The following is a 24,709-nucleotide window of genomic DNA, read 5'->3' on the forward strand; positions in this document are numbered from 1 at the left end:
CCGTGTGGGCGTACGACCTGGTCCTCAAGCGCACCCCGGCCGGTCCCGTCGCCATGGCGGCGGCCCGCGGCCTCGACCTGCTGCTCGGCGCCGCGGCCACCCGGCCCGGCCCGGACACGGTGCGCCGGGCCCTGCCCTCCGCCGCGCTGCTCGGCACCCACACCCTGGCGCTCACCGCCGTCTCCCGCCACGAGACCACCGGCGGCGCCGCACTGCCCCCGCTCGCCGCACTGGCCACGACCGGCACCCTCGGCCTGCTGCTGTCCCACGCCCTCCCGGCGGCCCGTGCCACCACCACGGCCCGCCCCGGTCCGCCGCCCGGCGCCGCCCGCCCCTGGGCGGGCCCGGACCGCCGCCCGGTCCGGCGGCCGCTCGGCACGGTGCTCACCGCCGTCTACACGGCCCTGGCCGCCCGTCCCTACCTGCACGCCGCACTGAACCCGTCGCCCCCGCTCACCCAGCGCGCCGTCGGCGGCGGAATCCGCGCCACCATCCCGCTCCAGGCCGCCCTCTGCGCCCGCGCCGGGGCGCCCGCCGCCGCCCTGTGCACCGCGGCGCTCGCCCCGCTCGCGGCCCGGTTCTCCCGGAAGGTGAGCGTCACATGAGCGCCCTCCGCTTCGGCTACGGCACCAACGGGCTGACCGACCTGCGGCTGGCCGACGCCCTCGGCCTGCTCGCCGGCCTCGGCTACGACGGCGTCGGCCTGACCCTCGACCACATGCACCTCGACCCGCTCGCCCCCGGCCTCGCCGTACGCACCCGCCGGGTCGCGAAGCGGCTGGCCGAACTGGGGCTCGGCGTCACCGTGGAGACCGGCGCCCGCTACGTCCTGGACCCGCGCCGCAAGCACGGGCCCACCCTCCTCGACCCGGACCCGGAGGACCGCGCCCGCCGTGTGAACCTGCTGCTGCGCGCGGTGCGGGTGGCGGCCGACCTCGGGGCGCACGCCGTGCACTGCTTCAGCGGAATCGTTCCTGCCGGGGTCGCGCAGGACACCGCCCGGCGGCGGCTCGCCGACTCCCTCACCCCCGTGCTGGAAGCCGCGAACACCGCCGGCATCCCCCTCGCCGTCGAACCCGAACCCGGCCACCTGCTCGCCACCCTCGCCGACTTCCACCACCTGCGCCGCCTGCTCGGCGACCCGCCCGCCCTGGGCCTCACCCTCGACCTCGGGCACTGCCAGTGCCTCGAACCCCTGCCACCGGCCGACTGTGTCCGCGCCGCCGCGCCCTGGCTGCGGCACGTGCAGATCGAGGACATGCGCCGCGGCGTCCACGACCATCTGCCGTTCGGGGAGGGCGAGATCGACTTCCCGCCCGTGCTGGCCGCCCTCGCCGCCAGCGGCTACCGCGGCCTGACGGTCGTGGAACTGCCCCGCCACTCCCATGCCGGCCCCCACCACGCCGAGCGCTCCCTGCCGTTCCTGCGCCGCGCCGCGGCCACCGGCATCCAGGCCCCCGTGCCGGAAGGAAGCACGTCATGACCCACTCGCCCGTCGCGCACGCGGTCCCGGAGGCCCTGCGCGACCACCTCGACACCCACCTCGAACCGGACGCCCGCGCCTGGCTGCACCGGGCGCTTCAGGAGGCCGCCGCCCACCCCGGCGGACACGGCCCCATCTCCGTGTGGGAACTGCGCCTCGCGGAGGCCGCACGCCGCTGCGGCACCCGGCACGCCGACGCCGCCCGGGTGCTCATCCTGCACGCCGCCGACGCCGACCCCGCCGCCCTCGCCCGCGTGTACCGGCAGGGCACCGCCGCCGAGCGCCGCGCCGTGCTGCACGCCCTGCCCCACCTGGTGCGCGGCCCCGACGCAGTCCCGCTGGTCGAGGACGCCCTGCGAACCAACGACACCCGCCTGGTCGCCGCCGCAGTCGGCCCCTACGCGGCCCGCCACCTCGACCCGCACGCCTGGCGGCACGCCGTACTGAAGTGCCTGTTCACCGGCGTCCCGGTGGACGCCGTGTCCGGGCTCGCCGAACGCGCCCATTCCGACGCCGAACTCGCCCGCATGCTGGCCGACTTCGCCGCCGAGCGCACCGCCGCCGGCCGGCCCGTGCCGAGCGGCCTGTACCGCGTCCTGGCCCTGGCCGGCACGGAGAACCGGGAGGAGTCCTGATGCGCCTGTTCGACCCCCACATCCACATGACCTCCCGCACCACCGACGACTACGAGGCCATGCGCGCCGCGGGCGTCCGCGCCGTCGTGGAGCCGTCCTTCTGGCTCGGCCAGCCCCGCACCTCGCCCGCCTCCTTCCTCGACTACTTCGACTCGCTGCTCGGCTGGGAGCCCTTCCGCGCCGCCCAGCACGGCATCGCCCACCACTGCACGCTCGCCCTCAACCCCAAGGAGGCGAACGACCCCCGCTGCCTCCCCGTCCTCGACGAACTGCCCCGCTACCTCGTCAAGGACCAGGTGGTGGCCGTGGGCGAGATCGGCTACGACTCCATGACCCCCGCCGAGGACACGGCACTGGCCGCACAGCTCCAGCTCGCCGCCGACCACGGCCTGCCCGCGCTCGTGCACACCCCGCACCGCGACAAGCTCGCCGGCCTGCGCCGCACCCTCGACGCCGTCCGCGAGTCCGCGCTGTCCCCGGAACGCGTCCTGGTCGACCACCTCAACGAGACGACCGTCGCGGAGGCGAAGGACAGCGGCTGCTGGCTGGGCTTCTCCGTCTACCCCGACACCAAGATGGACGAGCACCGGATGGTGAAGATCCTGCGCGTCCACGGGCCCGAGAAGGTCCTGGTGAACTCCGCCGCCGACTGGGGCCGCAGCGACCCGCTCAAGACCCGCCGGGTGGCCGACCTGATGCTGGCCGAGGGCTTCACCGAGGACGACGTCGACCGCGTGCTGTGGCGCAACCCCGTCGCCTTCTACGGCCTCAGCGGCCGCCTGGACCTCGACGTCACCCCGCCGGAGGCGACTCACGAGGGCAACTCCCTGCTGCGCGGCGGGGAGTGAGACCGTGCGTTTCAGCCACCCCGACGGCACCACCGTCCACCTGGCCTACTGCACCAACGTCCACCCCGCCGAGACCCTCGACGGCGTGCTCGCCCAACTCCGCGACCACTGCGAGCCCGTACGCCGGCGCCTGGGCCGGGACCGGCTCGGCATCGGCCTCTGGCTCGCCCGCGACGCCGCCCGCACCCTGGACCGCGACCCCGCCGCCCTGCGCGCGCTGCGCGCCGAACTCGACCGGCGCGGCCTGGAGGTCGTCACCCTCAACGGTTTCCCGTACGAGGGGTTCGGCGCCGCCGAGGTCAAGTACCGCGTCTACCGGCCCGACTGGGCCGACCCGGAGCGCCTGGAGCACACCACGGCGCTGGCCCGCGTGCTGACCGCCCTGTTGCCCGACGACGTCACCGAGGGCAGCGTCTCCACCCTGCCGCTCGGCTGGCGCACCGCCTGGAGCGCCGACCGCGCCCGCGCCGGTCACGAGGCTCTGCGCACCCTCGGCGTCCGCCTCGACGCGCTGGCGGACCTGACCGGCCGTTCGATCCGCGTCGGCCTCGAACCCGAGCCCGGCTGCGTCGTCGAGACCACCGGCGACGCCCTCGCCCCGCTCACCGCCGTGGACCACCCCCGCGTCGGCGTCTGCGTGGACACCTGCCACCTCGCCACCTCCTTCGAGGACCCGGCCACCGCCCTGGACGCGCTCGGCGCGGCCGGCGTCCCCGTCGTCAAGTCACAGCTCTCGGCCGCCCTGCACGCCGAGGACCCGGGCCGCCCCGACGTCCGCGCGGCCCTCGGCGCCTTCGCCGAGCCCCGCTTCCTGCACCAGACCCGCACGCTCACCCCGGCCGGACTGCACGGCACGGACGACCTCGACGCGGCCCTGAGCGAGGACACCCTGCCGACCGCGGCGCCCTGGCGCTGCCACTTCCACGTCCCGCTGCACGCGGCCCCCGCCGCACCCCTCACCGCCACCCTGCCCGTGCTCCGCGCCGCGCTCGCCCGGCTGCTCGGCGGCCCGCACCCGCTCACCGCACACCTGGAGGTCGAGACCTACACCTGGCAGGCCCTCCCACCGGCACTGCGGCCCCGCGGCCGCGACCGGCCGGCCGACGGCATCGCCGCCGAACTCTCCCTCGCCCGCGACCTGCTGACCGACCTCGGCCTCAAGGAGCTGCCATGACCGGGCCCACCCCGCTGCTGGTCCTCGACGTCGTGGGCCTCACCCCCCGGCTGCTCACCCACATGCCCCGGCTGGCGTCCCTCGCCGCGTCCGGTTCCAAGGCCCACCTCGGCACCGTGCTGCCCGCCGTCACCTGCGCCGCCCAGTCCACCTTCCTCACCGGCACCCTGCCCGCCGAACACGGCATCGTCGGCAACGGCTGGTACTTCCGCGAACTCGGCGAGGTCCTGCTGTGGCGCCAGCACAACGGCCTCGTCGCCGGGGACAAGATCTGGGACGCCGCCCGCCGCGCCCACCCCGGCTACACGGTCGCCAACATCTGCTGGTGGTACGCCATGGGCGCCGACACCGACATCACCGTCACCCCGCGCCCGGTGTACTACGCGGACGGCCGCAAGGAACCCGACTGCTACACCAGGCCGCCCGCGCTGCACGACGAACTCACCGAGAACTTGGGCACGTTCCCCCTCTTCCGCTTCTGGGGACCCGGCGCCGACCTCGCCTCCAGCCGGTGGATCGTCGACGCCACCCGGCACGTCCTGCGCACCCGCGAGCCCGACCTGGCCCTGTGCTACCTCCCGCACCTCGACTACGACCTCCAGCGCTACGGCCCCGACGACCCCCGCTCCCACCGCGCGGCCGCCGACCTGGACGCGGCCGTGGTCCCGCTGCTCGACGACGCCCGGGCTCAGGGCCGTACCGTCGTCGCGCTGTCCGAGTACGGCATCACCCCCGTCAGCCGGCCCGTCGACATCAACCGCACCCTGCGCCGCGCCGGGCTGCTGGAGGTCCACACCCAGGACGGCATGGAGTACCTCGACCCGATGGCGTCCCGCGCCTTCGCCGTCGCCGACCACCAGATCGCCCACGTCTACGTCCGGCGGCCCGAGGACCTCGCCGCCACCCGGGCCGCCCTCGAGGGCCTGCCCGGCATCGAGCACCTCCTCGACGACGAGGGCAAGAAGGCCCACCACCTCGACCACCCGCGCGCCGGCGAACTGGTCGCGGTCGCCGAACCGGACGCCTGGTTCACCTACTACTACTGGCTGGACGAGGCCCGCGCCCCCGACTTCGCGCGCCTGGTCGAGATCCACCGCAAGCCCGGCTACGACCCGGTCGAGCTGTTCATGGACCCGCTCGACCCCTACGTCAAGGTCAAGGCCGCCACCGCGCTCGCCCGCAAGAAGCTCGGGCTGCGCTACCGCATGGCGGTCGTGCCCCTCGATCCCGCGCCCATCCGCGGCAGCCACGGCCGCCTCCCCACGAGCGACGACGACGGTCCGCTCCTCCTGTGCTCCACCCCCCGTGCCGTCGGCGACCGCATCGCGGCCACCGACGTGAAGTCCCTCCTGCTCCGCCTCGCCGGTCTCGGCACCGACGACCCGTCCGAAAGAAGGCACCCGTGAACCACACGCACGACACCGACGACCAGCTCCGCCGCAGCCTCGGCCTCGGCCGCCGCAGCTTCCTGAGCACCTGCACCGCCGTCGCGGCCGGCGCGATCGCCGCCCCGGTCTTCGGCGCGAGCCCCGTCCACGCAGCGCCCGGGACCGGCGCGGACCACGGCAAGGGCCAGGTCCTCGTCCCCGCCGACAAGCGGGGCATCATCCTCTACACCGTCCGTGACGCCATCGGCCGCGACCCGCAGGCCTCCACGCTGCCGTCCGGGTTCCGGGAGGTGTTCGAGCAGCTCGCCCGGTTCGGCTACCAGCAGGTCGAGTTCGCCGGCTACGGCCAGCACGCCAACGCGCCCGGCGGGGCGAGCCTGGAGTCCGTGGAGGGCGCCCGGCTGCTGCGCCGCTGGCTCGACGACAACGGGCTGCGCGCCCGGGGCAACCACGGGTTCATCCCCGCCTCCTGGCCGCTGAGCAGCGGCGACCTGGACACCTTCAAGATGCACCTGGAGATCGCCAACATCCTCGGCATGGCCCACGTGGGCACCGGTGGCGACCCCACCGGCAGCGCCTACAAGGCGGACTGGGACGTGGCCGCCGACAAGTGGAACGCCCTCGGCGACCTCGCCCGCCGCGCCGGCCTGAAGCTGTACACCCACAACCACGACGCGGCCTACGGGTTCCTCCTCGACGGCGGCCCGCTCGACACCCAGGGCCGCCCGACCCGCAGCTCCGGCATCCGCAAGCTGGAGTACTTCCTGACCATCACCGACCCCAAGCTCGTCTGGCTGGAGATGGACATCTTCTGGGCCCACGTCGCCCAGTACAAGTTCCGCACCTACACCGCCCACGACGGCTCCACGCAGACGAACATCTTCGACCCGGCCGGGCTGGTCACCCGCAACGACAAGCGCTACCCGCTGTTCCACGCCAAGGACGGCGTCGTGAACGCCACCAACGGGATGGGCTACGACATGGTCCCGTTCGGCACCGGCGTGATCGACTACACGACCTTCTTCTCCCGCGTGGGCCACCGCAACTACCACAACCCGATGGTCGAGCAGGACAACGCCCCCAGCTCCACCAACCCGTCCCAGTCCCTCGAACACGCGGCGATCGGCTACCGCAACCTGGCCGCCCTGCGCCGCTGACCGCGGGCCCGGGCGGAGACCCCCGCGCCGGGTCCACCGGACCCACGCGGCCCTCCGCCCGAGCCGCCGGCCCCCACCTCCCGTGAAACCCCCTGTCGAGCCCACGACCCCCGGCCGTAGACTTCCGATTCGCCATGTCACGGGGGAAGTTGTCGACGGGGGGAGCCCACCATGTCCGGAGATCCGTACGGCCCGTACCAGGGATTCGCGGTACCACCGATGCCCACCGCGCCGCCGCCCGCGCCACCGGACGGACTGCGGGCCGCCGCGGTCGCGGTGCTCAACCTCAGCGGTCTCGGCCTCGGTTACGCGCTCACCCGAAGATGGGTCCTGGCGGCGGCCTGCTGGGCGGCCACCGTCCTCCTGCTGTTCGTCGCCCTGCCCGCCGACGCCGACGGCGTCCCCGGCGTCGCGCTCGCCGCGTACGCGGTGTTCCTGCTGCTCGCCGCCGTGCACGGCGCGATCGTGGGGCTGCGCACCCGGCTCACCCTGCCGGGTCCGGCGCCCCTCGCCCTGCTGCTCGGCGTGGTGCTGCTCGCCGTACCCGCGGGCGGCGCGCTGTGGTACGACGACGCGCACGAGGAAGCCGTGCAGCAGGCCCTCCTCGACCGGCTTCAGAAGGCCGACCGCCTGGTGACGGCGGCCGGGCGGCACGAGTTCGCCACCGCCCACTCCGACTACGGGACGGCCCTGGACGTCTACCGCGACCTCGCGGTCCACCACCCCGGCTCGCGGGCCGCCGACCAGGTGCCCGACCGCATGCGGACCTACTACACCACCGTCGGCGCCGCCTACGGCCACCAGCGGTACTGCGAGGCGATCGACGCGCTGAAGTACCTGCGCACGGTGCCCCGCTCCATGCCGAAGGAGCAGCTGGGGTCGCTGACGCGGTGGCCCGACGACCGGCTGGCGACCTCGCTGTACGAGTGCGGCCGGTCGGGCCTGACCGCAGGGCAGGACGACTGGGTGCCGCGCTTCGGCGACCTGCTGAACACCTTCCCGCGCTCGGCGCCGGCGGCCAAGGTCGCGCCGGCCGTCGCGGCGCAGGTGAAGACGGCGGAGAAGGCCGTGCACGGCCACGACCCCTGCGCCGCCGTCACGCAGCTGCAGGGCCTGCACACGCAGATCGGCGACCTGTCGGGGACGGCGCCGGGTTCCGCGGACGGCCTCTCCGGCTCCGCCGACCGGGCCGGCCGCAGCGGCGCCGCGGGTGAGTACGCCTGTGGTGTCGACCAGTACAAGGACGGCGACTTCGATGCCGCCCGCAAGACGATGGACCAGTACGTCTCCGACAACAAGCACGGCGGCAACCGGGAACGCGCCAAGAAGATCGCCATCGGCGCCGAGGTGGCGCAGACCCTGCCCGCCGCCGGGAAGAAGCTGCCCACCACCGCCTCCGGCGGCAGCATCTCCGTCACCGTCAAGAACGACAGCCCCGACGACGTGACCGTGCTCTACACCGGCCCGGTCACCGGCAGCTTCACCCTCAAGGGCTGCGGGAGCTGCAAGGCGTACTCGTTCGCCGACACCATCCGGATCGGCTTCAAGCCCTGCAGCAGCGGCAAGAACTACCCGCAGCACACGCTCAGCCTGCCGGTCGGCACCACGTACTTCGTGCACCGGCCGCACGGCGCCAACACCTCCACCCCGGCCTCGGACACGGCGAAACTGCGGTCCGGGTACATCTACACGGAGTGCGCCTACACGAGGCAGAGCCTCGGCTCCACCTCCTGACCCGGCGGGGCGGCGGTCACGCCTCGGAGCGTGACCGTCCGCCCGCGCGCAGGAAGCCGGACCAGCCGCCCTCGGGCTGCTCGCCGACCTCCAGGGTGCGCAGTCGCGCGAGGACGGCGGGGTCCTGGGCGTCGAGCCAGTCGACGAACTGCCGGAAGGAGACCAGGCGTACGTCCGGCGTGTCGGCGATCCGCCGCAGGGCCTCCTCCACGGCGTCCATGTAGATGCCGCCGTTCCACTCCTCGAAGTGGTTGCCGATGAACAGGGGTGCCCGGTTGGTCTCGTAGGCGCGCCGGAAGCCGGCCAGGTACGACTCCGTGGCCAGCACCCGCCAGGCCGGGTAGTTGTAGGAGGGGGCGCGGGTGCTGTTGCCCGACTGGTTGGCCAGCATGTTGTAGTCCATCGACAGCACCTCGAACCGGTGCCCCGGGAAGGGGATGGACTGCAGCGGCAGGTCCCAGATCCCGCCGCGCCTGCGCGGCCAGCGCTGTTCGCCGCCCGGTGAGGAGGCGTCGTAGCGCCACCCCAGCGCGCGGGCGACGGGCAGCAGGTTCTCCTGCCCGAGCAGGCACGGGGTGCGGCCGCCGGTCAGCTCCCGGTCGTAGTCGAACGGCAGGGGCGCCAGGTCGTGCCAACCGGTGTGCGTGCGCCAGGACTTGACGAAGGTCCTGGCCTGCTCGACCTCCGTGTGCCAGTGCTCGGGGGTCCAGTCGGCCACGGACCCGGGGCCGGCGCAGCAGTGCCCGTTGAAGTGGGTGCCGATCTCGTGGCCGTCCAGCCACGCCTCGCGCAGGCACTGCAGGGTCTCCTTGATGTGCGCGTCGGTGAGGTAGCCGATGTCGGAGGCGCCGACGGGGTTCTGCGGCGGCCGGTACAGCCGCATCTTCGACTCCGGCAGCAAATAGAGGCCGGACAGGAAGAACGTCATGCGCGCGTCGTGCGCCCGCGCGAGCTCCAGGAACCGGGGGAACAGCCCCTTGCCGGTCTCGCCCGCGCCGTCCCAGGAGAACACCACGAACTGTGGCGGGGTCTCGCCCGGCTCCAGGCGGGTGGGGGAGTCCGGCTGACGCGGCTGTGGGCCGGTGTACGACGTCGAGCCGTCCCCGATGAGCCGCGGCGCCCCCGGGCTCCCGGGCGGCCCGCCCTGCCCGTCGCGTTCCCCGCAGCCGCCCAGGGCGGCGACCGCGGCGCCGAGACCCGCGCCCAGACCGAGGCGCGCCACGTCCCTGCGGGTCATTCCACTCATCGGCATCCCAACCCACACCGTGCCCAGGCGCGCTGTGCGCCCCCTGCGGTACGCAGAACTTCAGGCACCGTAAAGCCGATAAGCATACAAATCGATCATTGAGCGCGGCGTGGCGCACAAAGGGCGACGACGGACGAGGACGACGTGCGGCGGGCGACGGGCGCGGACGGGCGCTGGGCAGCCGCGCGGGCGCGCCACCCGGTCGCCCGAGCTCAGCCGTGCGCGTGGGCCACCAGCCACTCCAGGGCGGCGGGCGCGTCGGAGAGGACGGAGAGGTGGCCGTCGGACGGCCGCAGCCGCAGCTCGGCCCGGGGGCAGCGCTTCGCCAGCCATTCGCCGTGAGTGCCGGGCACGACCCGGTCCAGGGCGCCGTGCAGCACGAGGACCGGAGCGGTGACCGCCGCCGGGTCGCAGCCCCACGCGCCGACGTACGCCAGATCGTCGTCGATCAGCCCGCCGGGACCGCCGGCCACGGCCGGCGCGACCACCTCGTGGAACCACGACCAGTCGCCGGCCAGCGCCGCGTGGTCGGCCTCCGTGAACATCTCCGGGTCGTACTCCGCCGCCGCCTCGAACCGCTCCTTGGCCTCGCGGCCCGCCGCGGCCGCGGTCAGCGACGCCCGGCAGGGCGGGGCCATGCCGGCGAACCAGTCCAGATCCCGCGCGCCGAACGGCGCCGGCCCCGACACGGCGACCACGCCCAGCACCCGCTCCCGCAGCACCGCGGCGCTCGCCAGGGCGTGCGAGGCACCGCCGGAGTGCCCCATCAGGGCGAACCGGTCGATGCCCAGCGCGTCGGCGACATGGCGGACGTCGGTGGCGGCGGCGCCGACGGACCGCCCGGGCAGCGGCGTCGACCCGCCGTAGCCGGGCCGGTCGTACGACACCCAGCGGATGCCGAGCCGGGCGGAGTCCCGGAACAGCGGCCGGGGCGGCGTGCCCACGTTCGGCGTGCCGTGCTGCCAGAACACGGTGAGCCGCGCGGGCACCGAGGGAGCGGGAAGTGCCCCTGCCGCGTCCGCGCCGGTGTCGTAGACGTGCAGCGTGCGGCCGTCGGGCAGTTCCAGGTCCGATTCGGCCACGTGGATGTCGGTCACGGTGCGGGTCCCTCCGGGTCGGGTCGGGGCGGTCGGGCGGTGGATGCGGTATCGACCCCGCGGGCGGCCGGAACTCATCGCCCGCCCGGCGTCCGGCCGCCGCCGGTTCACCGCCCGGGGGCCAGCACCCGCTGGTCGTCGCCCGGTCCGCGATGCGCCGGTGACCGCCCGGCGACGGCCGTGCCGCGCCGCAGCCACTCCTGATAGGCCGGTGACTGGCGGGCCGCTTCCCAGTACGCCTCCTCCAGCTCGGGGCAGGACTCGTCGAGTTCGGCCGCCGTCCGGGCCGCGAGCAGCAGCCGCACCCCTATCGGGTCGCCTTCGAGCGGCCGGATGGCGAGGTCGGGCCGGGGGCGCGCGGTCGGCTGGCTGACCGTGACCACCTCGCCGATGGCGGCCAGGGAGTAGGCGGTGAGGTAGTCGCCGTGCAGCAGGTCGGGCTCGATCCCGGCCCGGCGCAGCACCCGGCACAGCGCGTCCCACTCGCCGTCCACCGTGGAGTCGACCATCCACCGGTCGCCGGCGAGGTCGGCCAGCCGCACCTCGCGCCGCGCGGCCGCCGGGTGGTCGGGGGCCAGGGTGACGAACTGCGGCTCGCGTTCGACCAGGACCCGCAGGCACAGCCCGGCCGGGACCCGCAGCGGGCTGCCCTCGACCTCGTGCACGAAGGCCAGGTCGAGCCTGCCCTCGGCGACCATGCGCAGCAGCGCGTTCGCGGACACGTCCATCTGCAGGCTCGGCTCGACGGCCGGGACCCGGGCGCGCAGCAGGCGCAGCCAGCCCGGCAGGGCCCGGCTGGCCGTGGCACCGATGCGCAGCCGGGGGCCGTCGGCGGCCCGGGCGGCCGCCGCCCGGGTCTCGGCCACGATGGCGGCGAGTTCGGCGACGAGCGGCCGGGCCCGGCTCACCACGATGTGCCCGAGCGGGGTGGGCCGGCTGCCGGTACGGCCGCGGGTGAACAGCCGGCCGCCGAGCGTCTGCTCGATCCGGCGCAGCTGGGTGCTCAACGAGGGCTGCGCCATGCCGAGTTCCCGGGCGGCCCGGTGCAGGCTCCCGGCGTCGGCGATGGCGCAGAGCACGCGCAGGTGCCTCACCTCCAGCTCCATACCGGGAGCGTAAGGGCGGTGACTGATGGGGCGCCAGATGTTCAAAGGCCAACTGCTGTAGTGGCGTTCGCCGTGATAGCCGCGCGCTATCCCCGATTGCCATCATCCGCCGGCCGGTGGGCTCCCCGAAACTCATGGGCAACCGATCGTTCACCACCCCACACGAACGAGAAGGAGCCCCCCACATGACTTCGATCCGTACGTCCGTCACCTCAGGGAAGGCCACCCGCAGAGCCGTGGCGCTCGCCGTCGGCGTGGCGTTCGCGATGCTGGGCACCGCCATCCCGGCGAGCGCCCACACCGAGGCGGCACCCGCCCCGGCGCAGTCCCGGTACACGGGTTCGGCCGCGGAGGCGGCGAACAACAAGGCGTTCTTCGAGGCCGTCCTCGCCTCGGTGGCCAAGAAGCAGGCGGCGCACCCGGGCCTGCAGTCGGTGATCGTCTACTACGACGCCTCCCGGGCGCCGAGCTTCCGCTCGCAGATATCGAGCGCCGCCTCGATATGGAACAGCTCCGTGTCCAACGTCAAGCTGCAGGCGACCTCGGGCGGCGCCGACTTCGCCTACTACGAGGGCAACGACAGCCGTGGGTCCTACGCCTCCACGAACGGCCACGGCAGCGGCTACATCTTCCTCGACTACGCGCAGAACCGGCAGTACGACTCGATCCGCGTCGCGGCGCACGAGACCGGCCACGTGCTCGGTCTGCCGGACCACTACAGCGGGCCGTGCAGCGAGCTGATGTCGGGCGGCGGCCCCGGCACGTCCTGCACCAACCGCTACCCGAACGCCACCGAGCGCGCCCGCGTCAACCAGCTGTGGGCCAACGGCTTCGCCAAGGCCCTGGAGAAGCTGAACCGGGCACGCTGACCGAAGCGGCGGAGCCCCCACCCCAGACCCGCCCGTCCGAGACCGAGGGGCGGGCCGTGCCACCGGCGCGCGGCCCGCCCCTCGGCGTCACCCAGGCGCGGATCAGGGATGGTCGTACCAGGAGAGCGCGGCGATCCGCCAGCCGTCCGGGGTGCGGACGAACTGCATCGTCTTCGTGCCGCCGCCCTCGAACCGCTCGCCGTCGCGGATGCCCGACTTGCGGTACGTGCCGACGCGGGAGGCGATGTCGCCCACGATCTCGGTGCGTTCGGAGGTCTCCCACTCGGAGAACTCGGTGAGCCGGCCGTCGGAGAGCAGCCGCAGTCGGGGCGCGATGAACGCCTCTACCGTGTAGACCGTGAAGTCCGGGCCGGTCCGGACGATGACCCCGCCGGGCAGGACCAGCCGGCGGACGCGCGCCACGTCGGCGGCCCTGCCGCCGCGGTTGTCGAAGGCGCCGAAGAACTCGGCCGTCACCGCGTCGATCTCGATCTTGGACACCGCGCGAAGCTACCACGCGGCCCGTCCCCCGCCCAGGGGGCGGGAGCGGGGGCAGGCGGGACTTCGAGGACACGACCCAGGTGTGCCCGGCCACCCGCTACGGGCGGGGCGCGGTGAGCTGCGCGGTGAGCAGGTGGGCGTCGAGCAGCGCCACGTCGGCGGTGCGGGCGGCCCGGGAGTGGCCCGCGAACATGCGCTTGGTGAGGGTGAGGGCCTCGGGCGAGCGCCGGACGAGGGGCTTGACCCACGCCGAGACGGCCGCGTCGAGTTCGTCGAGCGGCGCGACCTTGTGCAGCAGACCGAGGCGCTGGGCGGTCTCCGCGCCGAACGTCTCGCAGGTGAGCATGAGTTCACGGATCCTGGCCGCGCCGCCCTCGACGATCAGCCGGCCCATGGCGCCGCCCCAGGCGGGCGGCAGGCCGATGCCGAGCTCGGGCATGCGGAACCGGCAGTCGTCGGCACCGGCGCGCAGATCGCAGAAGGAGGCGAGCGCGAGGCCCGCGCCGACCACCTTGCCGTGCAGCCGGGCGATGGTGACGGCGTGCGTGTTCTCCAGGGCGTCGCACACGCGGTACGCCTTGTCGGCGATCCGGCGCATGACGGCCCCGCCGGGGTCCTCGGCCAGCGCCGCGCGGTACTCGCCGCGGTCCGCGCCCAGACAGAAGTCCTCGCCGTCCGACGACAGGAGCAGCACCCGGACGTCGGGGCGGTCGTGCAGGCTGTGGAGCAGGGCCGCGAGATCGTCGAGGGCGGCGACGGTCAGCGTGCTGCCCTCGGCCGTGGGGAGGAGACGGACCCGCAGGACCGGCCCGTCGTACTCGACGTGCAGGGCCTTGTAGGGGAAGTGGGGAGGGGGGAGGGGGGTGTCGGTCATGACAGGGCGACGTCCAGGTTCAGCAGGCGCCGGAAGGCCACGCGGGGGGCCCAGGACGGTCTGCGGACGAGGGTGAGGCGGGGGAAGCGCCTGACCAGTTGGTGGAGCAGGGTCTGTGCCTCCAGGCGGGCCAGCGGCGCGCCGAGGCAGTAGTGCACGCCTCCGCTGAAGGCGAGGTGCGCGGGCTTGCGGTGGAGGTTGAACAGTTCGGGGTCGGCGTGCCTGGCCGGGTCGCGGTGGGCCGCCGCCACCATGAGGTGGACCATCTCGTCCTTGCGGACCTCGACGCCGCCGAGGAGCCGGTCCCGGGCGCAGACACGGCTGATCACGTGGGTGGGCGGGTCGTAGCGCAACGATTCTTCAACGGCGGCGGGCACCAGGTCGGGGTGGACCGTGAGCCGGTCCCACTGCCGGGGGTGCTCCAGCAGCAGGAGCGTCATCGTCGACAGCAGCGTGGACGTGGTCTCCAGCGCCGCCAGCAGGACGAACAGGGCCAGGAAGTAGACCCCCTCGTCGGCCTCGTCCTGGTCGCTCTCCATGGTGTCCCAGACCGCGATCCACCGGGAGACGGGGTCGTCGCCGGGGCGGGCGCGGCGCTCGCGGACCAGTTCCATGAAGTAGGTGCGCAGCTGCGCGGTGGCCGCGTCCGACTTCGCCAGCTGGCTGGCGGACGGCAGCAGTTCCTGGGTGAAGACCTGGTCGTGGGTGAGCTCCCGCAGCCGGGCGAAGTCGGCCGTGGGCAGCCCGAGCCAATGTCCGACGGTGGCGACCGGCAGCTCCTCGCTCACCAGGGCGTTGAAGTCCGCCTCACCCTCGTCGAGGCGTGCGGCCAGCGTGTCCAGCAACCGGCCGGTGAGCCGGCCCACCGTGCCGCGCAGGTCCTCGAGGGAGGCGCGGTCGAACATGCCCGCCGAGCGGCGCACCCAGGTGTGGTCCGGAGGGTTGAGGGCGGGCAGGGTCCGGCTCATCTCGCGCGAGGACGGGGCCGTCCAGCGGGTGCCGTCCCCCTGTTCCTCCCGCCACCGTGTGTCGGGTTCCAGCCATTCCCTGCTGCGCAGGACCTGGTCACACAGGTCGAAACCGGTGACGAGGTGCCCGCCCCAGGGTGCTGCGACGACTCCGCCCCCCGACCGGAGTTCGGCATAGAGGGGAAAGGGGTTGGCCTGGCCCTTCGCCGTCCGCAGCCGTGAGAACAACGGGACGGCGAAGCGTCTGTCGACAGGCGGAGTTATCGCTGTCTCCACGATGGCTCCTTCTTGATCTCAGCATCAGCCGCCATGCATACCCCTCGGCCGACTGACACATACAAGATGACTATTCACGTGGAGAGTTGCCTACGTCACTCCCCTCTGGTCCATGCGAGGAACCGGCTGAACAGACCGGGCTTGGGACGGGAAGCGTTTGCCGCCGCCGGCCGCGACGCCTGGGGCGCGGCGCGGTAAGGGGAGGCAGCGACCGGCTGCGGCTCCGGGGCCGGCGCCTGCGCGGCCGGCGGTGTCACGGCGCGGGGCGTGAACCGCACCGGCAGGGCCACCAGGGAACGGCTCCAGGGGGCCGGCACCCAGTTCAGGTCCTTGAACGGAACCCGGACCTCGACGTCGGGAAGCCGGTTCAGCAGGGTCTCGACGGCCGTGACGGCGATCACGAACGCCGGGTCCTTGGCGGGGCAGGCGTGCGGCCCGGCCCCGAAGGCCAGATGGGCCTTGGCGCTGAGCTGCTCGCGGTGGTCCGCCAGCCGCGGATCGGTGTTGGCGGCCGCGAAGGAGATCACCACCGGGTCGTTCGCCCGCAGCACCCGGTTGCCCAGCTCCACGTCGTGGGTGGGGTAGTGGGCCGCGTAGTTGGCGATCGGCGCGTAGTTCCACAGCACCTGGGTGACGGCGTCCTCGACCGGCAGCCCGGCCTGCCACTCCTCGCCGAGGATCAGCGCGCTGCTGCTGCCGATCGTCGCCGACAGGGGCGCGGTGCCGCCCGACAGAAGCGTCACCAGCTGGTGCAGCATCTCCTCGTCGGTCAGCTGGGACGGGTGCTCCATCAGACGGGTCGTCAGGTCGTTTCCGGGGCGGCGGCGCTTGAGCGCGATCAGCTCGCCCAGCGCCTCGCCCAGCACCAGGTCGGCGCCGGCCGTACCGTCGAAGATGCCGCTGATGCCGACGATGACCCGGTCACCGATCTCCGGCGGGCAGCCGAACAGGTCGCTGAAGACGAGCAGCGGCAGCGGCTGCGCGTACTCGGCCATCAGCTCCGCCTGCCCGAGCCGGTCGGAGCTGAACCGGCTGATCAGGTACTCGGCCGACTGCTGCGTCTGGCGCACCAGTTGGAGCTCGTTGACGGTGGCGAGGCTGTCGGTGACGGCCTGGCGCAGCCGGGCGTGCGCGGCACCGTCGCTGAACAGCGCGTTGGGGCGGTACCCCATCATGGGCAGCGCCGGGCTGTCCTCGGGCACCCGGCCCTCGTTCAGGGCCCGCCAGCGCCGGGAGTCCCGGACGAACGAGGCGGGGTTCTGCAGGATGTACAGGGCGGCGTCGTAACTGGTGACCAGCTCGACCTCCACCCCGGGGGCGATGTCGACCGGCGCGCTCGGGCCGAGGCCGCGCAGGTACGCGTAGCGGGCGTCGGGATCGGAGCCGAACTCGGGTCCGTAGAGTGGCGTGTTGCCGTGTGCGGGGCAGCCGGGCGGTGGGCCGCCGGGACGCTGGTGCATGGGGGGAGGCTCCTAGTCGAGAAGGGTGAGTAGGTGACGGACGAGGGTGATGAGCGCCTGCGCCGCCGACTGCTCGTCCCGGACGTCGCAGGCGACGACCGGTGTCCGGTCGGACAGGTTCAGCGCCTCACGGATCTCCGTGAGCGGATAGTCGGTCGTGCCCTCGAAATGGTTGACGCCGATGGCGTACGTCAGGCCGAACCGCTCGACCAGGTCCAGCACCGGGAACGACTCGGACAGCCGCTCCGGATCGACCAGGACCAGCGCGCCCAGCGCCCCGCGGGACAGCTCCTCCCACATCTCCTTGAAACGCTCCTGACCGGGCGTGCCGAAGAGGTACAGGACCACCTCGTCGCTGATGGTCAGGCGGCCGAAGTCCATGGCGACCGTGGTGGTGGTCTTGTCCGGGGTCCCCGACAGGTCGTCGAACCCCACACTGGCCTCGGTGATCTCCTCTTCGGTCCTGAGCGGCTCGATCTCGGAGATGCTTCCGATGCACGTGGTCTTCCCGACCCCGAAGTGCCCCACCACGAGGATCTTCACCGCGGTGAGGACACCTGAATCCAGGTACACGAATCACGCTCCGAATCGGGCTTTGAGGCCGTCGAGTACGGCGTTGAGCACTTCTCGGTCGACACGTTCGGCACGCGGAACCGGCTTCCGCGCGATGATGAGACCGCCCTCCTCCAGCTGCGCCAGGAGGATCCGCACGACTCCCAGCGGCAGATGGGTGTGGGCGGCCACTTCCGCGACGGAGAGGAAGCCGTCCTTGACCAGCTCCAGGACCTGACGCGCCTCCGGGGAGAGCGTGCGGGCCGAGACGGTGGCGTCCTGGTGCGCGGACACCAGGGCCGTCCGCTCATAGGCGTGGTCCGGGGGAAGACCACGCCCGTTCGTGATGACGAAGAGCGGAACTAACGCCGAGGTCAGCTCCAGTTCCTGATCCGGCTCGTCGTTCACGTGCGGCTCGCCTCCCCGTGTGGTGCCATGTGTGCGTTCAGCCGCGGCACCGCCTGATGCAGACGGGTGGTGAACTCCTCGATGTCCGCGTCGTGTTCGGCGGCCGCGGCGAGGAACGCGCCGTGCCCCGCCGAGATCAGGAAGATCCAGCCGTGCTGGAACTCGATCACCGTCTGCCGCCACTGCGCGTCCTGCGACACCCCGGCGAACTGCGAGGTGGCCCGGCTGTAGGCGTGGATGCCCGTCATGGCGGCCGAGATGGTGTCCGCCAGATCCTGGCTCATGCCCGTCGTCGCGCCGCGTGGCAGCCCGTCGGCGCCCAGCAGGACCGCGTGCCGGGCACCCTGGACGTCACCGACCACGCCGTCGAGGTCGGCGATCGGGATGCCCGTGCCGGCCGTGGCCCCGGCCTGCGCCGAGGTGCGGACCGCCGGCCCGTCACCGTCCTCGGCTGTCACCCGGGGAGGCGAGGTGAGGTTGTTGCCGAGCCGCGCGACCAGCCGGTGCATGCGGAAGGAGATCTGCTGCATGTCGACGTCGGGCGCGGCGGCCGCCGCGAGATACGCGCCCTGCCCGGCTCCGATCAGGAAGATCCAGCCGTGCGAGAACTCGATGATCGTCTGGTTCCACTGCCTGTCCTCCCCCGGCCCGGCGAAGTGGGAGGTCGCCCGGCTGAGCGACTGCATGCCCGCCATGGCGGCGGAGATCGTCCCCACGTCCTTGCGCTCCATGCCGTCGGTCGAGCCGCGCGGCAGGCCGTCCGCGGACAGCAGGACGGCGTGCCGCGCCTTCGGCACGTTGTGCACGATGTCCTCGAGCATCCACGACAGGTCGGTGGTCATGCGTCATCGGACCCTTCGGACGGTGCCGAGGTGAGGTTGCGGCCCGAGAGCGTGCCGCGCTGGAAGGCTCCCAGGCTCCGGCCCGCGGCCCGGCCCGCGTCCTCCGCCGGCGCCGCGGGCGCGCCCGCGGTCTCCTGGTCGGGAACACTGGCGATCGGAACCTGGCGCGCTCCCCGGCGGGGCAGGCCGTGCGCCGTGCGGGACACCGGCTCCGGCCGCCCGACGGTGCCGCGGATACCGCTGACCTGGGGGTCCTCGACCGGTGCCGTCTCCTCCTCGGTCCACAGCTCCTCCGGCAGCAGCACGACCGCCCGCACGCCGCCGTACCGGGACACCCCGGTCACGTCGACGCGGAACCCGTACTGCTGGGCGAGCAGGCCGATCACGGGGAAGCCGAACTTCGGCTGGTTGCCGAGATGGGAGAGCCGGGGGCGGAAGTCACCGGAGAGCAGCGCGGAGGCCTTCTGCCGCTCCTCGTCGTTCATTCCGACGCCCGCGTCGTCGATGACGATGCACAGATTCTTCTGGACCCGCTGGAAATTGACCTCGATGGGCGAACCCTGCTGGGAGAAGCTGGCAGCGTTGTCGAGGAGTTCCGCCACGGCCAGGGCGACCGGGGAAACCGCGGATGCCTTCAGCGCGAAACCGGTCTGCTGCATGATTTCCACGCGGCGGAAATTGCGAATCTGACCCTGCGCGCTGCGCACCACGTCATAAACGCTCGCGGGCCTGTTCCGGCGGCCCAGCGGAGCGCCGCACATCACGGCGATGCCCTGCGCCTTACGGGCCATCTGCGCATTGGCGTGGCTGACTTCCAGCAGGTCGCCGAGAACGGAGTGTCCGCCGTACTTGCGCTGGATTTCCTCGAGAAGCGTCAACTGTTCCGCGGCCAGGCTCTGGAGAAAGCGCGCGGAACCCTTGAGAACGGCTTTGGTGCTTTCCTCGGCCGCCTCTTCGGCTTCCCGGATGGTCTTGTCGTGCTCGGCCTGGTGCTGGTGCAACTCAGCCCTTAAGGTGGCCAGTTGACCGTCGGCCTCACTCAATCTCCGGGTGAGGACGGCCTCGGCCTGCTGCTTCTTCGCCGCCATGGCCTTGTTGCGGCGACTGAGCACCAGGGCCGCGGCCACGGCGATCACCGTCGCCGCAACCAGGCACCAGACGAGTGCGTCTCGAGTCATGGAAACCTTTCCTATGTCTAGCCTGCGGTCGTCGGCGAACGGATCGGGGGATTCCGTGGCACAACCGCTCGGTACGACTCGGTCGCCGTCGTGTTGAGAACCGGCCCGATCTCAATACGGGGTCTGAGCCGAGTGGACCAAGGTCGCAGACGCCGGGATGCTATCACTGACATGGGGGAACGACCGCCACGCGGAGTGCCCAACAGCCCTGTCCCGGGCGGCGGTTGTACCGCTCGCGTGACGGCCGTACAGGATTCAATGGGCCGGCGCGTAACCGTCGCGTGTGCGCCGCGGAAACCATTGATGGAGCACCGGTCGTCCGGCCCCCGCCGGGCCCTGGTATTCATTCCGCGCCATACCGGACTCATAGTTTTTTGTCGGATTTCTGTCCGGCGGTGATGTGTGCCGTTCTGCATGCGCCCGGTCGTATATGTCTCGGCCGGCCGAGGGGCGGGGGCGGCGCGCGGGGGCCTCCGTGTCCTCGCCCGGCGTCCACTTCGGCGACCCGGCGGCGGCCCGCGCCCCGGCCCGTGGGGTCGACGAGGACGGCGCCGCCGTCGTACGCGCCCGCCCCGGCAGCTTCGGCCTGTTCGCCTCACTCCCGCTCCCGGACGTGGACGCCGCCCTCGCCGAGCCGGCGTACGCCCTCGACGTACTCGGCGCTGACGGTGTGGTCCTGGAGACCAACACCCACGGCGTCTGCCTCGGGGGCCGGGCTGCGGGCGTGCCGGTGCCCGGTGGTGACCATCTGTGGGTGGGCCTGACGGACGGGGAGGCGGAGGAGTGTCCGACGGTGACCGCGGAGTTCGCCGCCCGGTTCTGCGCGTGAGGGCACGGTCGTCGGCCGGCCTGACCGACGACCGGGGCGAGCCGCCCCTTGCCGGCTCCCCCGATTCAGTGGTCGCCGGACCCGGCCGCCGGTGACGGTTCCCTGATGCGTTGCACGGCCCGGCTGAGCACGAACACGCCGATGACGATCAGCACGGCCCCCAGGGCCTCGGGCACCAGCCACCAGCCCGTGCGGACGCGTTCGCCGAACAGGATCACGCCCAGGGCCAGACTCACCATCGCGTCGCCGATCGTCAGCGCGGGCTGCGACGCCACCAGCGGACCCGCCTGCAACGAGTTCTCCAGCAGGATCACGGCGGCCGCGCCGGCCAGCGCGAAGCCGTACGTCTGCCAGGACCGCAGGAACGCCGTGAAGCCGTCGTCCGCGAAGGTCCCCGTGGCGGACTTCAGCATTGCCGCGGTCAGGGCGTTGCCGGTGGCCGCGGCCGCGGCGAGCAGCGCGGCGCGGCGCGCGGGCGGGCGGCCGCGCCCGGCCGACAGGATCAGCACGGCCATCGCTCCCACGCACACCGCCAGGACCGGGATCCACCGCACGAGCGGCGCCTGGTCGGTGGCGCCGCGCGGCGCGGCCGACGCCAGCAGCGCGGCCAGTCCCGCCACCACCCCGCCGACCCCCCACCAGCCCCAGCCGGGCATCCGGCGGTGCATCAGCGGGCCGGCCACCAGCAGGGCGAACGGCAGTTCGAGGATGAACAGGGGCTGGACCAGCGCGAGCGGCCCGTTGACGAGCGCCAGGCTCTGAAACACCGCGGCGCCGATCACGCCGGCCATGCCCACCAGCCAGGCCGGCCGGCGTGCCAGTTCCGCGAGGATCCGCACTCCCGCGCCGCGGGTGGTGGAGGCCGCCTTGCGCTGGAACGCGGTGCCGACGGCGTTGCTCGCCGCTCCCGCGACGGCGAATGCCGCGGCCAGTTCGATCACGAGACCCTCTCCCGCCTGCGGGCCCACCTCCCGGAGGAGCTTCGGGTCCCCTCAGCCTACGAAAGGCCACGTCCGCCTGCCCCACGGCACCGCCGCGCCGCGCCTCCGGGCCCCGGATCGGCGCACACCCGCCACGGCGGCCACCGACCGGCACGCGCCCCGGCTCGCACCTGCCGGGCGTCCCCCTCACGCCCCGCCGGAGGCCCCCCTCACACCCGGCTGGACGTAGCCGTGTCCGCGGACAGGCGCTGGGCCAGGTAGATCGGGACCACCGACAGCAGGACGAGGACGGCGGCCACCACGTTCACCACCGGTGCCTGCTGCGGACGGGTCATGTTGTCGAAGATCCAGATGGGCAGGGTCTGGATCCCGGGTCCCGCGGTGAAGGTCGTGACCACGATCTCGTCGAAGGACAGGGCGAAGGCGAGCAGCCCGCCGGCCAGCAGCGCGGAGCGCAGCAGCGGGAAGGTGACGTCCACGAAGGCGCGGAAGGTGGTCGCGCCGAGGTCCATCGCCGCCTCCTCGTACGAGCCGGACGTACGGCGCAGCCGGGCCACCACGTTGTTGAAGACCACCACGATGCAGAAGGTGGCGTGGCCGACGATCACGGTGAACAGTCCGAGCCCCACCCCGAGCGGCCGCAGCACGGTGCCGAAGGCCGAGTTGAGGGCGATGCCCGTGACGATGCCGGGCAGCGCGATCGGCAACACCACGACGAAGGACACGGTGTCGCGTCCCAGGAACCGGTGCCGGGCCACGGCGAACGCGATGAGCGTGCCGAGCACCAGGGCGATGGCGGTGGCGCCCAGGCCCGCCTTCACGGACACCCACACGGCGTCGCGCGCGCCGGAGTTGTCCGCGGCCACCGACCACCAGTGCAGGGTGAGCCCGGGCGGCGGCCAGCTCGCGCTGCGGTCCGGGTTGAGGGAGTTGACGAGCACCAGCAGGAGCGGGACGTAGATCACCGCGAAGCCGAGTGCGGCGCCGATGCGCAGAGCGGTGCGCGCGGTGCGGCCGAGATGCATGTCGCTCCTCTCCTACAGGCTGTTCAGGGCGCCCGTGCGGCGGATCGCCAGCAGGTACAGCACGATCACGACGACGGGGACGGTGCCGAGCGCGGCCGCCATGGGCAGGTTGAGTTCGATGTTGGAGTACACGAGGTTCCCGATGAGCTGGGTCTTGCCACCGACGATCTGCACGGTGATGTAGTCGCCGAGGCTGAGCGAGAAGGTGAACACGGAACCGGCGGCGACCGAGGGCAGCACCATGGGGAGCACCACCGAGCGGAAGGTGCGGCCGGCCCGCGCGCCGAGGTCGGCGGAGGCGTCCAGCAGGTCAGCCGGGAGCTGTTCGAGCGCCGTGTGGATCGGCAGGATCATGTACGGCAGCCACAGGTAGGTCAGGGTCAGCACGGTGGCCGGCAGACCGAAGCCGGGACCACTCAGCCCGAAGGGCGCGAGCATCCAGTCGGCGAGCCCGCCCTCGGAGAGGATGAGCCGCCAGGCGTACACCTTCACCAGGTAGCTCGCCCACAGCGGGGTGAGGATGGCCACCACGAGCAGCGGGCGCCACTGGGGCCGGGCCACCCGGGCGGTGTAGAAGGCGACCGGGAAGGCGATCACGGCGCACAGGACGGTCACCGCGAGCGCCACCCCGACGCTGCGCAGGATCACCTGGCGGAAGACCGGCGTGCTGAACAGCGTGTGGAAGTTGTCGGTCGACCAGACCTTCACCACCTCGGAGGTGAAGGAGTTCGTCGTCCAGAACGCCGAGACGAACAGGACCGTCAGGGATCCGAGGTAGAGGACCGCCAGCCAGAGCAGCGGGGCGGTGAGCAGCAGGGTCAGGCGGAGCCGTGGCCTGGTGTGCAGGGCTCCGGCGAGCCGCCGGACGGTGCCCCGTCCGGCGGCGGTCGGCGTGTCGGTCGTCACGGCTCAGCCCTTGATCTCGGTCCAGGCCTGCACCCACTTCGCGTACGGCACGCAGCGGACGCCCGTGCGTCCGTCGAGGCACTGCTCGATGGGCGTGTTCCAGAAAGCGATGTTCTTCCAGTAGCCCTCGTCGGCCGCGTGGTAGGTGTCGCAGAAGTTCTTGTCGCTGGTCATGGCGCACGCCTTGGAGTTGGCCGGGGCCTCGCCGAAGTACTCGGCGACCTGGGCGTTGACCTTGGGGGAGACGATCCAGTCGAGCCACTTGTAGGCGCAGTTGGGGTGCTTCGCCTTGGCCGAGACCATCCAGGTGTCGGACCAGCCGGTGGAGCCCTCCTTGGGCACGAACGCCTTGACCTCGGCGCCCTCGCCGGCGGTGAGGCTGGCGATGACCTGCCAGCTGGTGCCGACCACCGAGTCGCCGCTCTTGAAGGCGGAGATCTCCTTGAGGTAGTCGCTCCAGTACTCGCCGATGTCCGCGTTCTGCTTCTTCAGCAGGGCGACGGCCGCGTCGAACTGCTTCTGGTCGAGCGCGTACGGGTTCTTGATCTTCAGTTCGGGCCGGGTCGCCTTGAGGTAGAGGGCGGCGTCCGCGATGTAGATCGGCGAGTCGTACGCGGTGACGTGTCCCTTGTACTTCGCCGCGTCGTCGAAGACCGCCGACCAGGAGGTGGGCGCCGGGTTCACCTTCTCGGTGTTGTACATCAGCAGGTTGGCGCCCCGGCCGTGCGGGATGCCGTACATCTGGCCCTTCACCGAGTTCCAGGCGCCGTTCTTCAGGCCGCTGAAGACGTCCTTGTAGTGGGGGACCAGGGCGGTGTTGACGGGGGCGGCGTCGCCGGAGGCGATCAGGCGCAGGGAGGCGTCCCCGGACGCGGAGACGGCGTCGTACTCCCCGGTCTTCATCAGTTTGACCATCTCGTCGGAGCTGGCGGCGACCTTGGAGTGGACCTGGCAGCCGGTCTGCTTCTCGAAGTCGCCGACCCAGTTGACCTTGGGGTCGTTGGAGCCGTCCTCGACGTAGCCGGCCCAGGCGACCAGGTTGACCTGGCCCTCGGTCTTGCCGAGTTCGGCCGGGGCCTTGAGGTCGGGCGGGTTGAGGCCGGTGGCGGAGCCGCCGGAGCCGGAGCCGCCGCACGCGGCGGTGAGCAGCAGCGCGGCGACGCCGGCCGCGGCCGACAGGGTTCGGGTGAGACGCACGACGTACTCCATGGG

At 72.8% G+C, this 24,709-nt stretch carries 23 protein-coding genes and 2 pseudogenes; 10 read left to right on the top strand and 15 right to left on the bottom strand.

Annotation, left to right across the window (positions count from 1 at the left end; genetic code table 11):
• The 8 genes and pseudogenes from PV343_RS37580 to PV343_RS37615 all read left to right on the top strand — a co-directional run.
• Positions 1-605 (top strand): annotated as a pseudogene (locus PV343_RS37580) (prenyltransferase); the annotation flags it as partial.
• The gene (locus tag PV343_RS37585) at positions 602-1,483 is read left to right on the top strand and encodes a sugar phosphate isomerase/epimerase family protein (RefSeq protein WP_319151559.1); all 882 of its coding nucleotides are present in this window, start codon (positions 602-604) and stop codon (positions 1,481-1,483) included. The pseudogene PV343_RS37580 and the gene PV343_RS37585, both read left to right, overlap by 4 nt.
• Entirely contained in the window at positions 1,480-2,118 is a 639-nt protein-coding gene (locus tag PV343_RS37590) for an EboA domain-containing protein (protein WP_319151560.1), read from the top strand. The genes PV343_RS37585 and PV343_RS37590 overlap by 4 nt, the downstream gene beginning before the upstream one ends.
• Positions 2,118-2,966: a TatD family hydrolase gene (locus PV343_RS37595; RefSeq protein ID WP_319151561.1), complete on the top strand. Its 849-nt coding sequence runs from the start codon at positions 2,118-2,120 to the stop codon at positions 2,964-2,966. The genes PV343_RS37590 and PV343_RS37595 overlap by 1 nt, the downstream gene beginning before the upstream one ends.
• A gap of 4 nt (positions 2,967-2,970) precedes the next feature.
• The gene (eboE, locus tag PV343_RS37600) at positions 2,971-4,140 is read left to right on the top strand and encodes a metabolite traffic protein EboE (protein ID WP_319151562.1); all 1,170 of its coding nucleotides are present in this window, start codon (positions 2,971-2,973) and stop codon (positions 4,138-4,140) included.
• A complete protein-coding gene (locus tag PV343_RS37605) occupies positions 4,137-5,546 on the top strand; it encodes a nucleotide pyrophosphatase/phosphodiesterase family protein (RefSeq protein ID WP_319151563.1) in 1,410 nt (469 codons plus the stop codon). The genes eboE and PV343_RS37605 overlap by 4 nt, the downstream gene beginning before the upstream one ends.
• The gene (locus PV343_RS37610) at positions 5,543-6,685 is read left to right on the top strand and encodes a sugar phosphate isomerase/epimerase family protein (RefSeq protein ID WP_319151564.1); all 1,143 of its coding nucleotides are present in this window, start codon (positions 5,543-5,545) and stop codon (positions 6,683-6,685) included. Before PV343_RS37605 ends, PV343_RS37610 begins: the two co-directional genes overlap by 4 nt.
• Before the next feature lie 171 nt (positions 6,686-6,856).
• Positions 6,857-8,419, top strand: coding sequence for a hypothetical protein (locus PV343_RS37615; protein WP_319151565.1), 1,563 nt, complete (start codon positions 6,857-6,859; stop codon positions 8,417-8,419).
• 16 nt (positions 8,420-8,435) lie between these two features.
• On the opposite strand, the gene PV343_RS37620 is transcribed toward PV343_RS37615, so the two are convergent.
• The 3 genes from PV343_RS37620 to PV343_RS37630 form a co-directional block, all read right to left on the bottom strand.
• Complete coding sequence (locus PV343_RS37620) at positions 8,436-9,656, bottom strand: hypothetical protein (protein ID WP_415923544.1); 1,221 nt, start codon at positions 9,654-9,656, stop codon at positions 8,436-8,438.
• A gap of 221 nt (positions 9,657-9,877) precedes the next feature.
• On the bottom strand, positions 9,878-10,753 hold the full coding sequence (locus PV343_RS37625) for an alpha/beta fold hydrolase (protein ID WP_319151589.1): 876 nt from the start codon (positions 10,751-10,753) through the stop codon (positions 9,878-9,880).
• A gap of 116 nt (positions 10,754-10,869) precedes the next feature.
• Complete coding sequence (locus tag PV343_RS37630) at positions 10,870-11,868, bottom strand: LysR family transcriptional regulator (RefSeq protein ID WP_319151567.1); 999 nt, start codon at positions 11,866-11,868, stop codon at positions 10,870-10,872.
• A 185-nt stretch (positions 11,869-12,053) separates the two neighbouring features.
• Between PV343_RS37630 and snpA the strand changes: the two genes are divergently transcribed.
• Positions 12,054-12,737 (top strand): snapalysin, encoded by a 684-nt coding sequence (gene snpA / locus PV343_RS37635; RefSeq protein WP_319151568.1) that lies wholly within the window; start codon positions 12,054-12,056, stop codon positions 12,735-12,737.
• A 102-nt stretch (positions 12,738-12,839) separates the two neighbouring features.
• Here snpA and PV343_RS37640 read toward each other — a convergent pair whose 3' ends face one another.
• The 8 genes from PV343_RS37640 to PV343_RS37675 form a co-directional block, all read right to left on the bottom strand.
• Positions 12,840-13,238, bottom strand: a complete 399-nt coding sequence (locus tag PV343_RS37640) for a nuclear transport factor 2 family protein (protein ID WP_319151569.1) — start codon at positions 13,236-13,238, stop codon at positions 12,840-12,842.
• Positions 13,239-13,335: 97 nt separating this feature from the next.
• Positions 13,336-14,112, bottom strand: a complete 777-nt coding sequence (locus PV343_RS37645; protein ID WP_319151570.1) for an enoyl-CoA hydratase/isomerase family protein — start codon at positions 14,110-14,112, stop codon at positions 13,336-13,338.
• Positions 14,109-15,356 (bottom strand): cytochrome P450, encoded by a 1,248-nt coding sequence (locus PV343_RS37650; protein WP_319151571.1) that lies wholly within the window; start codon positions 15,354-15,356, stop codon positions 14,109-14,111. The genes PV343_RS37645 and PV343_RS37650 overlap by 4 nt, the downstream gene beginning before the upstream one ends.
• Positions 15,357-15,451: 95 nt before the next feature.
• Complete coding sequence (locus PV343_RS37655; RefSeq protein WP_319151572.1) at positions 15,452-16,816, bottom strand: cytochrome P450; 1,365 nt, start codon at positions 16,814-16,816, stop codon at positions 15,452-15,454.
• Positions 16,817-16,828: 12 nt separating this feature from the next.
• On the bottom strand, positions 16,829-17,389 hold the full coding sequence (locus PV343_RS37660; protein WP_317441446.1) for a GTP-binding protein: 561 nt from the start codon (positions 17,387-17,389) through the stop codon (positions 16,829-16,831).
• Between the two features lie 3 nt (positions 17,390-17,392).
• Positions 17,393-17,776 (bottom strand): DUF742 domain-containing protein, encoded by a 384-nt coding sequence (locus PV343_RS37665; protein WP_319151573.1) that lies wholly within the window; start codon positions 17,774-17,776, stop codon positions 17,393-17,395.
• Positions 17,773-18,618: a roadblock/LC7 domain-containing protein gene (locus PV343_RS37670; RefSeq protein ID WP_319151574.1), complete on the bottom strand. Its 846-nt coding sequence runs from the start codon at positions 18,616-18,618 to the stop codon at positions 17,773-17,775. The genes PV343_RS37665 and PV343_RS37670 overlap by 4 nt, the downstream gene beginning before the upstream one ends.
• A complete protein-coding gene (locus PV343_RS37675) occupies positions 18,615-19,796 on the bottom strand; it encodes an ATP-binding protein (protein WP_319151575.1) in 1,182 nt (393 codons plus the stop codon). Before PV343_RS37675 ends, PV343_RS37670 begins: the two co-directional genes overlap by 4 nt.
• 472 nt (positions 19,797-20,268) lie before the next feature.
• On the opposite strand from PV343_RS37675, the pseudogene PV343_RS37680 reads away from it, so the two are divergent.
• A pseudogene (locus PV343_RS37680) lies at positions 20,269-20,505 on the top strand (amidohydrolase); the annotation flags it as partial.
• Between the two features lie 185 nt (positions 20,506-20,690).
• Here PV343_RS37680 and PV343_RS37685 read toward each other — a convergent pair.
• From PV343_RS37685 to PV343_RS37700, 4 genes are all read right to left on the bottom strand, one after another.
• The gene (locus tag PV343_RS37685) at positions 20,691-21,566 is read right to left on the bottom strand and encodes a DMT family transporter (RefSeq protein ID WP_319151576.1); all 876 of its coding nucleotides are present in this window, start codon (positions 21,564-21,566) and stop codon (positions 20,691-20,693) included.
• A 209-nt stretch (positions 21,567-21,775) separates the two neighbouring features.
• Positions 21,776-22,591, bottom strand: coding sequence for an ABC transporter permease (locus tag PV343_RS37690; RefSeq protein WP_319151577.1), 816 nt, complete (start codon positions 22,589-22,591; stop codon positions 21,776-21,778).
• A gap of 12 nt (positions 22,592-22,603) precedes the next feature.
• Positions 22,604-23,497 carry an ABC transporter permease gene (locus PV343_RS37695; RefSeq protein WP_319151578.1) on the bottom strand — a complete coding sequence of 298 codons (894 nt, stop codon included), beginning with the start codon at positions 23,495-23,497 and terminating at the stop codon, positions 22,604-22,606.
• A gap of 3 nt (positions 23,498-23,500) precedes the next feature.
• Positions 23,501-24,694, bottom strand: coding sequence for an ABC transporter substrate-binding protein (locus tag PV343_RS37700; RefSeq protein WP_319151579.1), 1,194 nt, complete (start codon positions 24,692-24,694; stop codon positions 23,501-23,503).
• Between the last annotated feature and the right edge of the window lie 15 nt (positions 24,695-24,709).

The sequence above is a fragment of the Streptomyces sp. WI03-4A genome, from assembly GCF_033792105.1.
Lineage (GTDB): Bacteria > Actinomycetota > Actinomycetes > Streptomycetales > Streptomycetaceae > Streptomyces > Streptomyces collinus_A.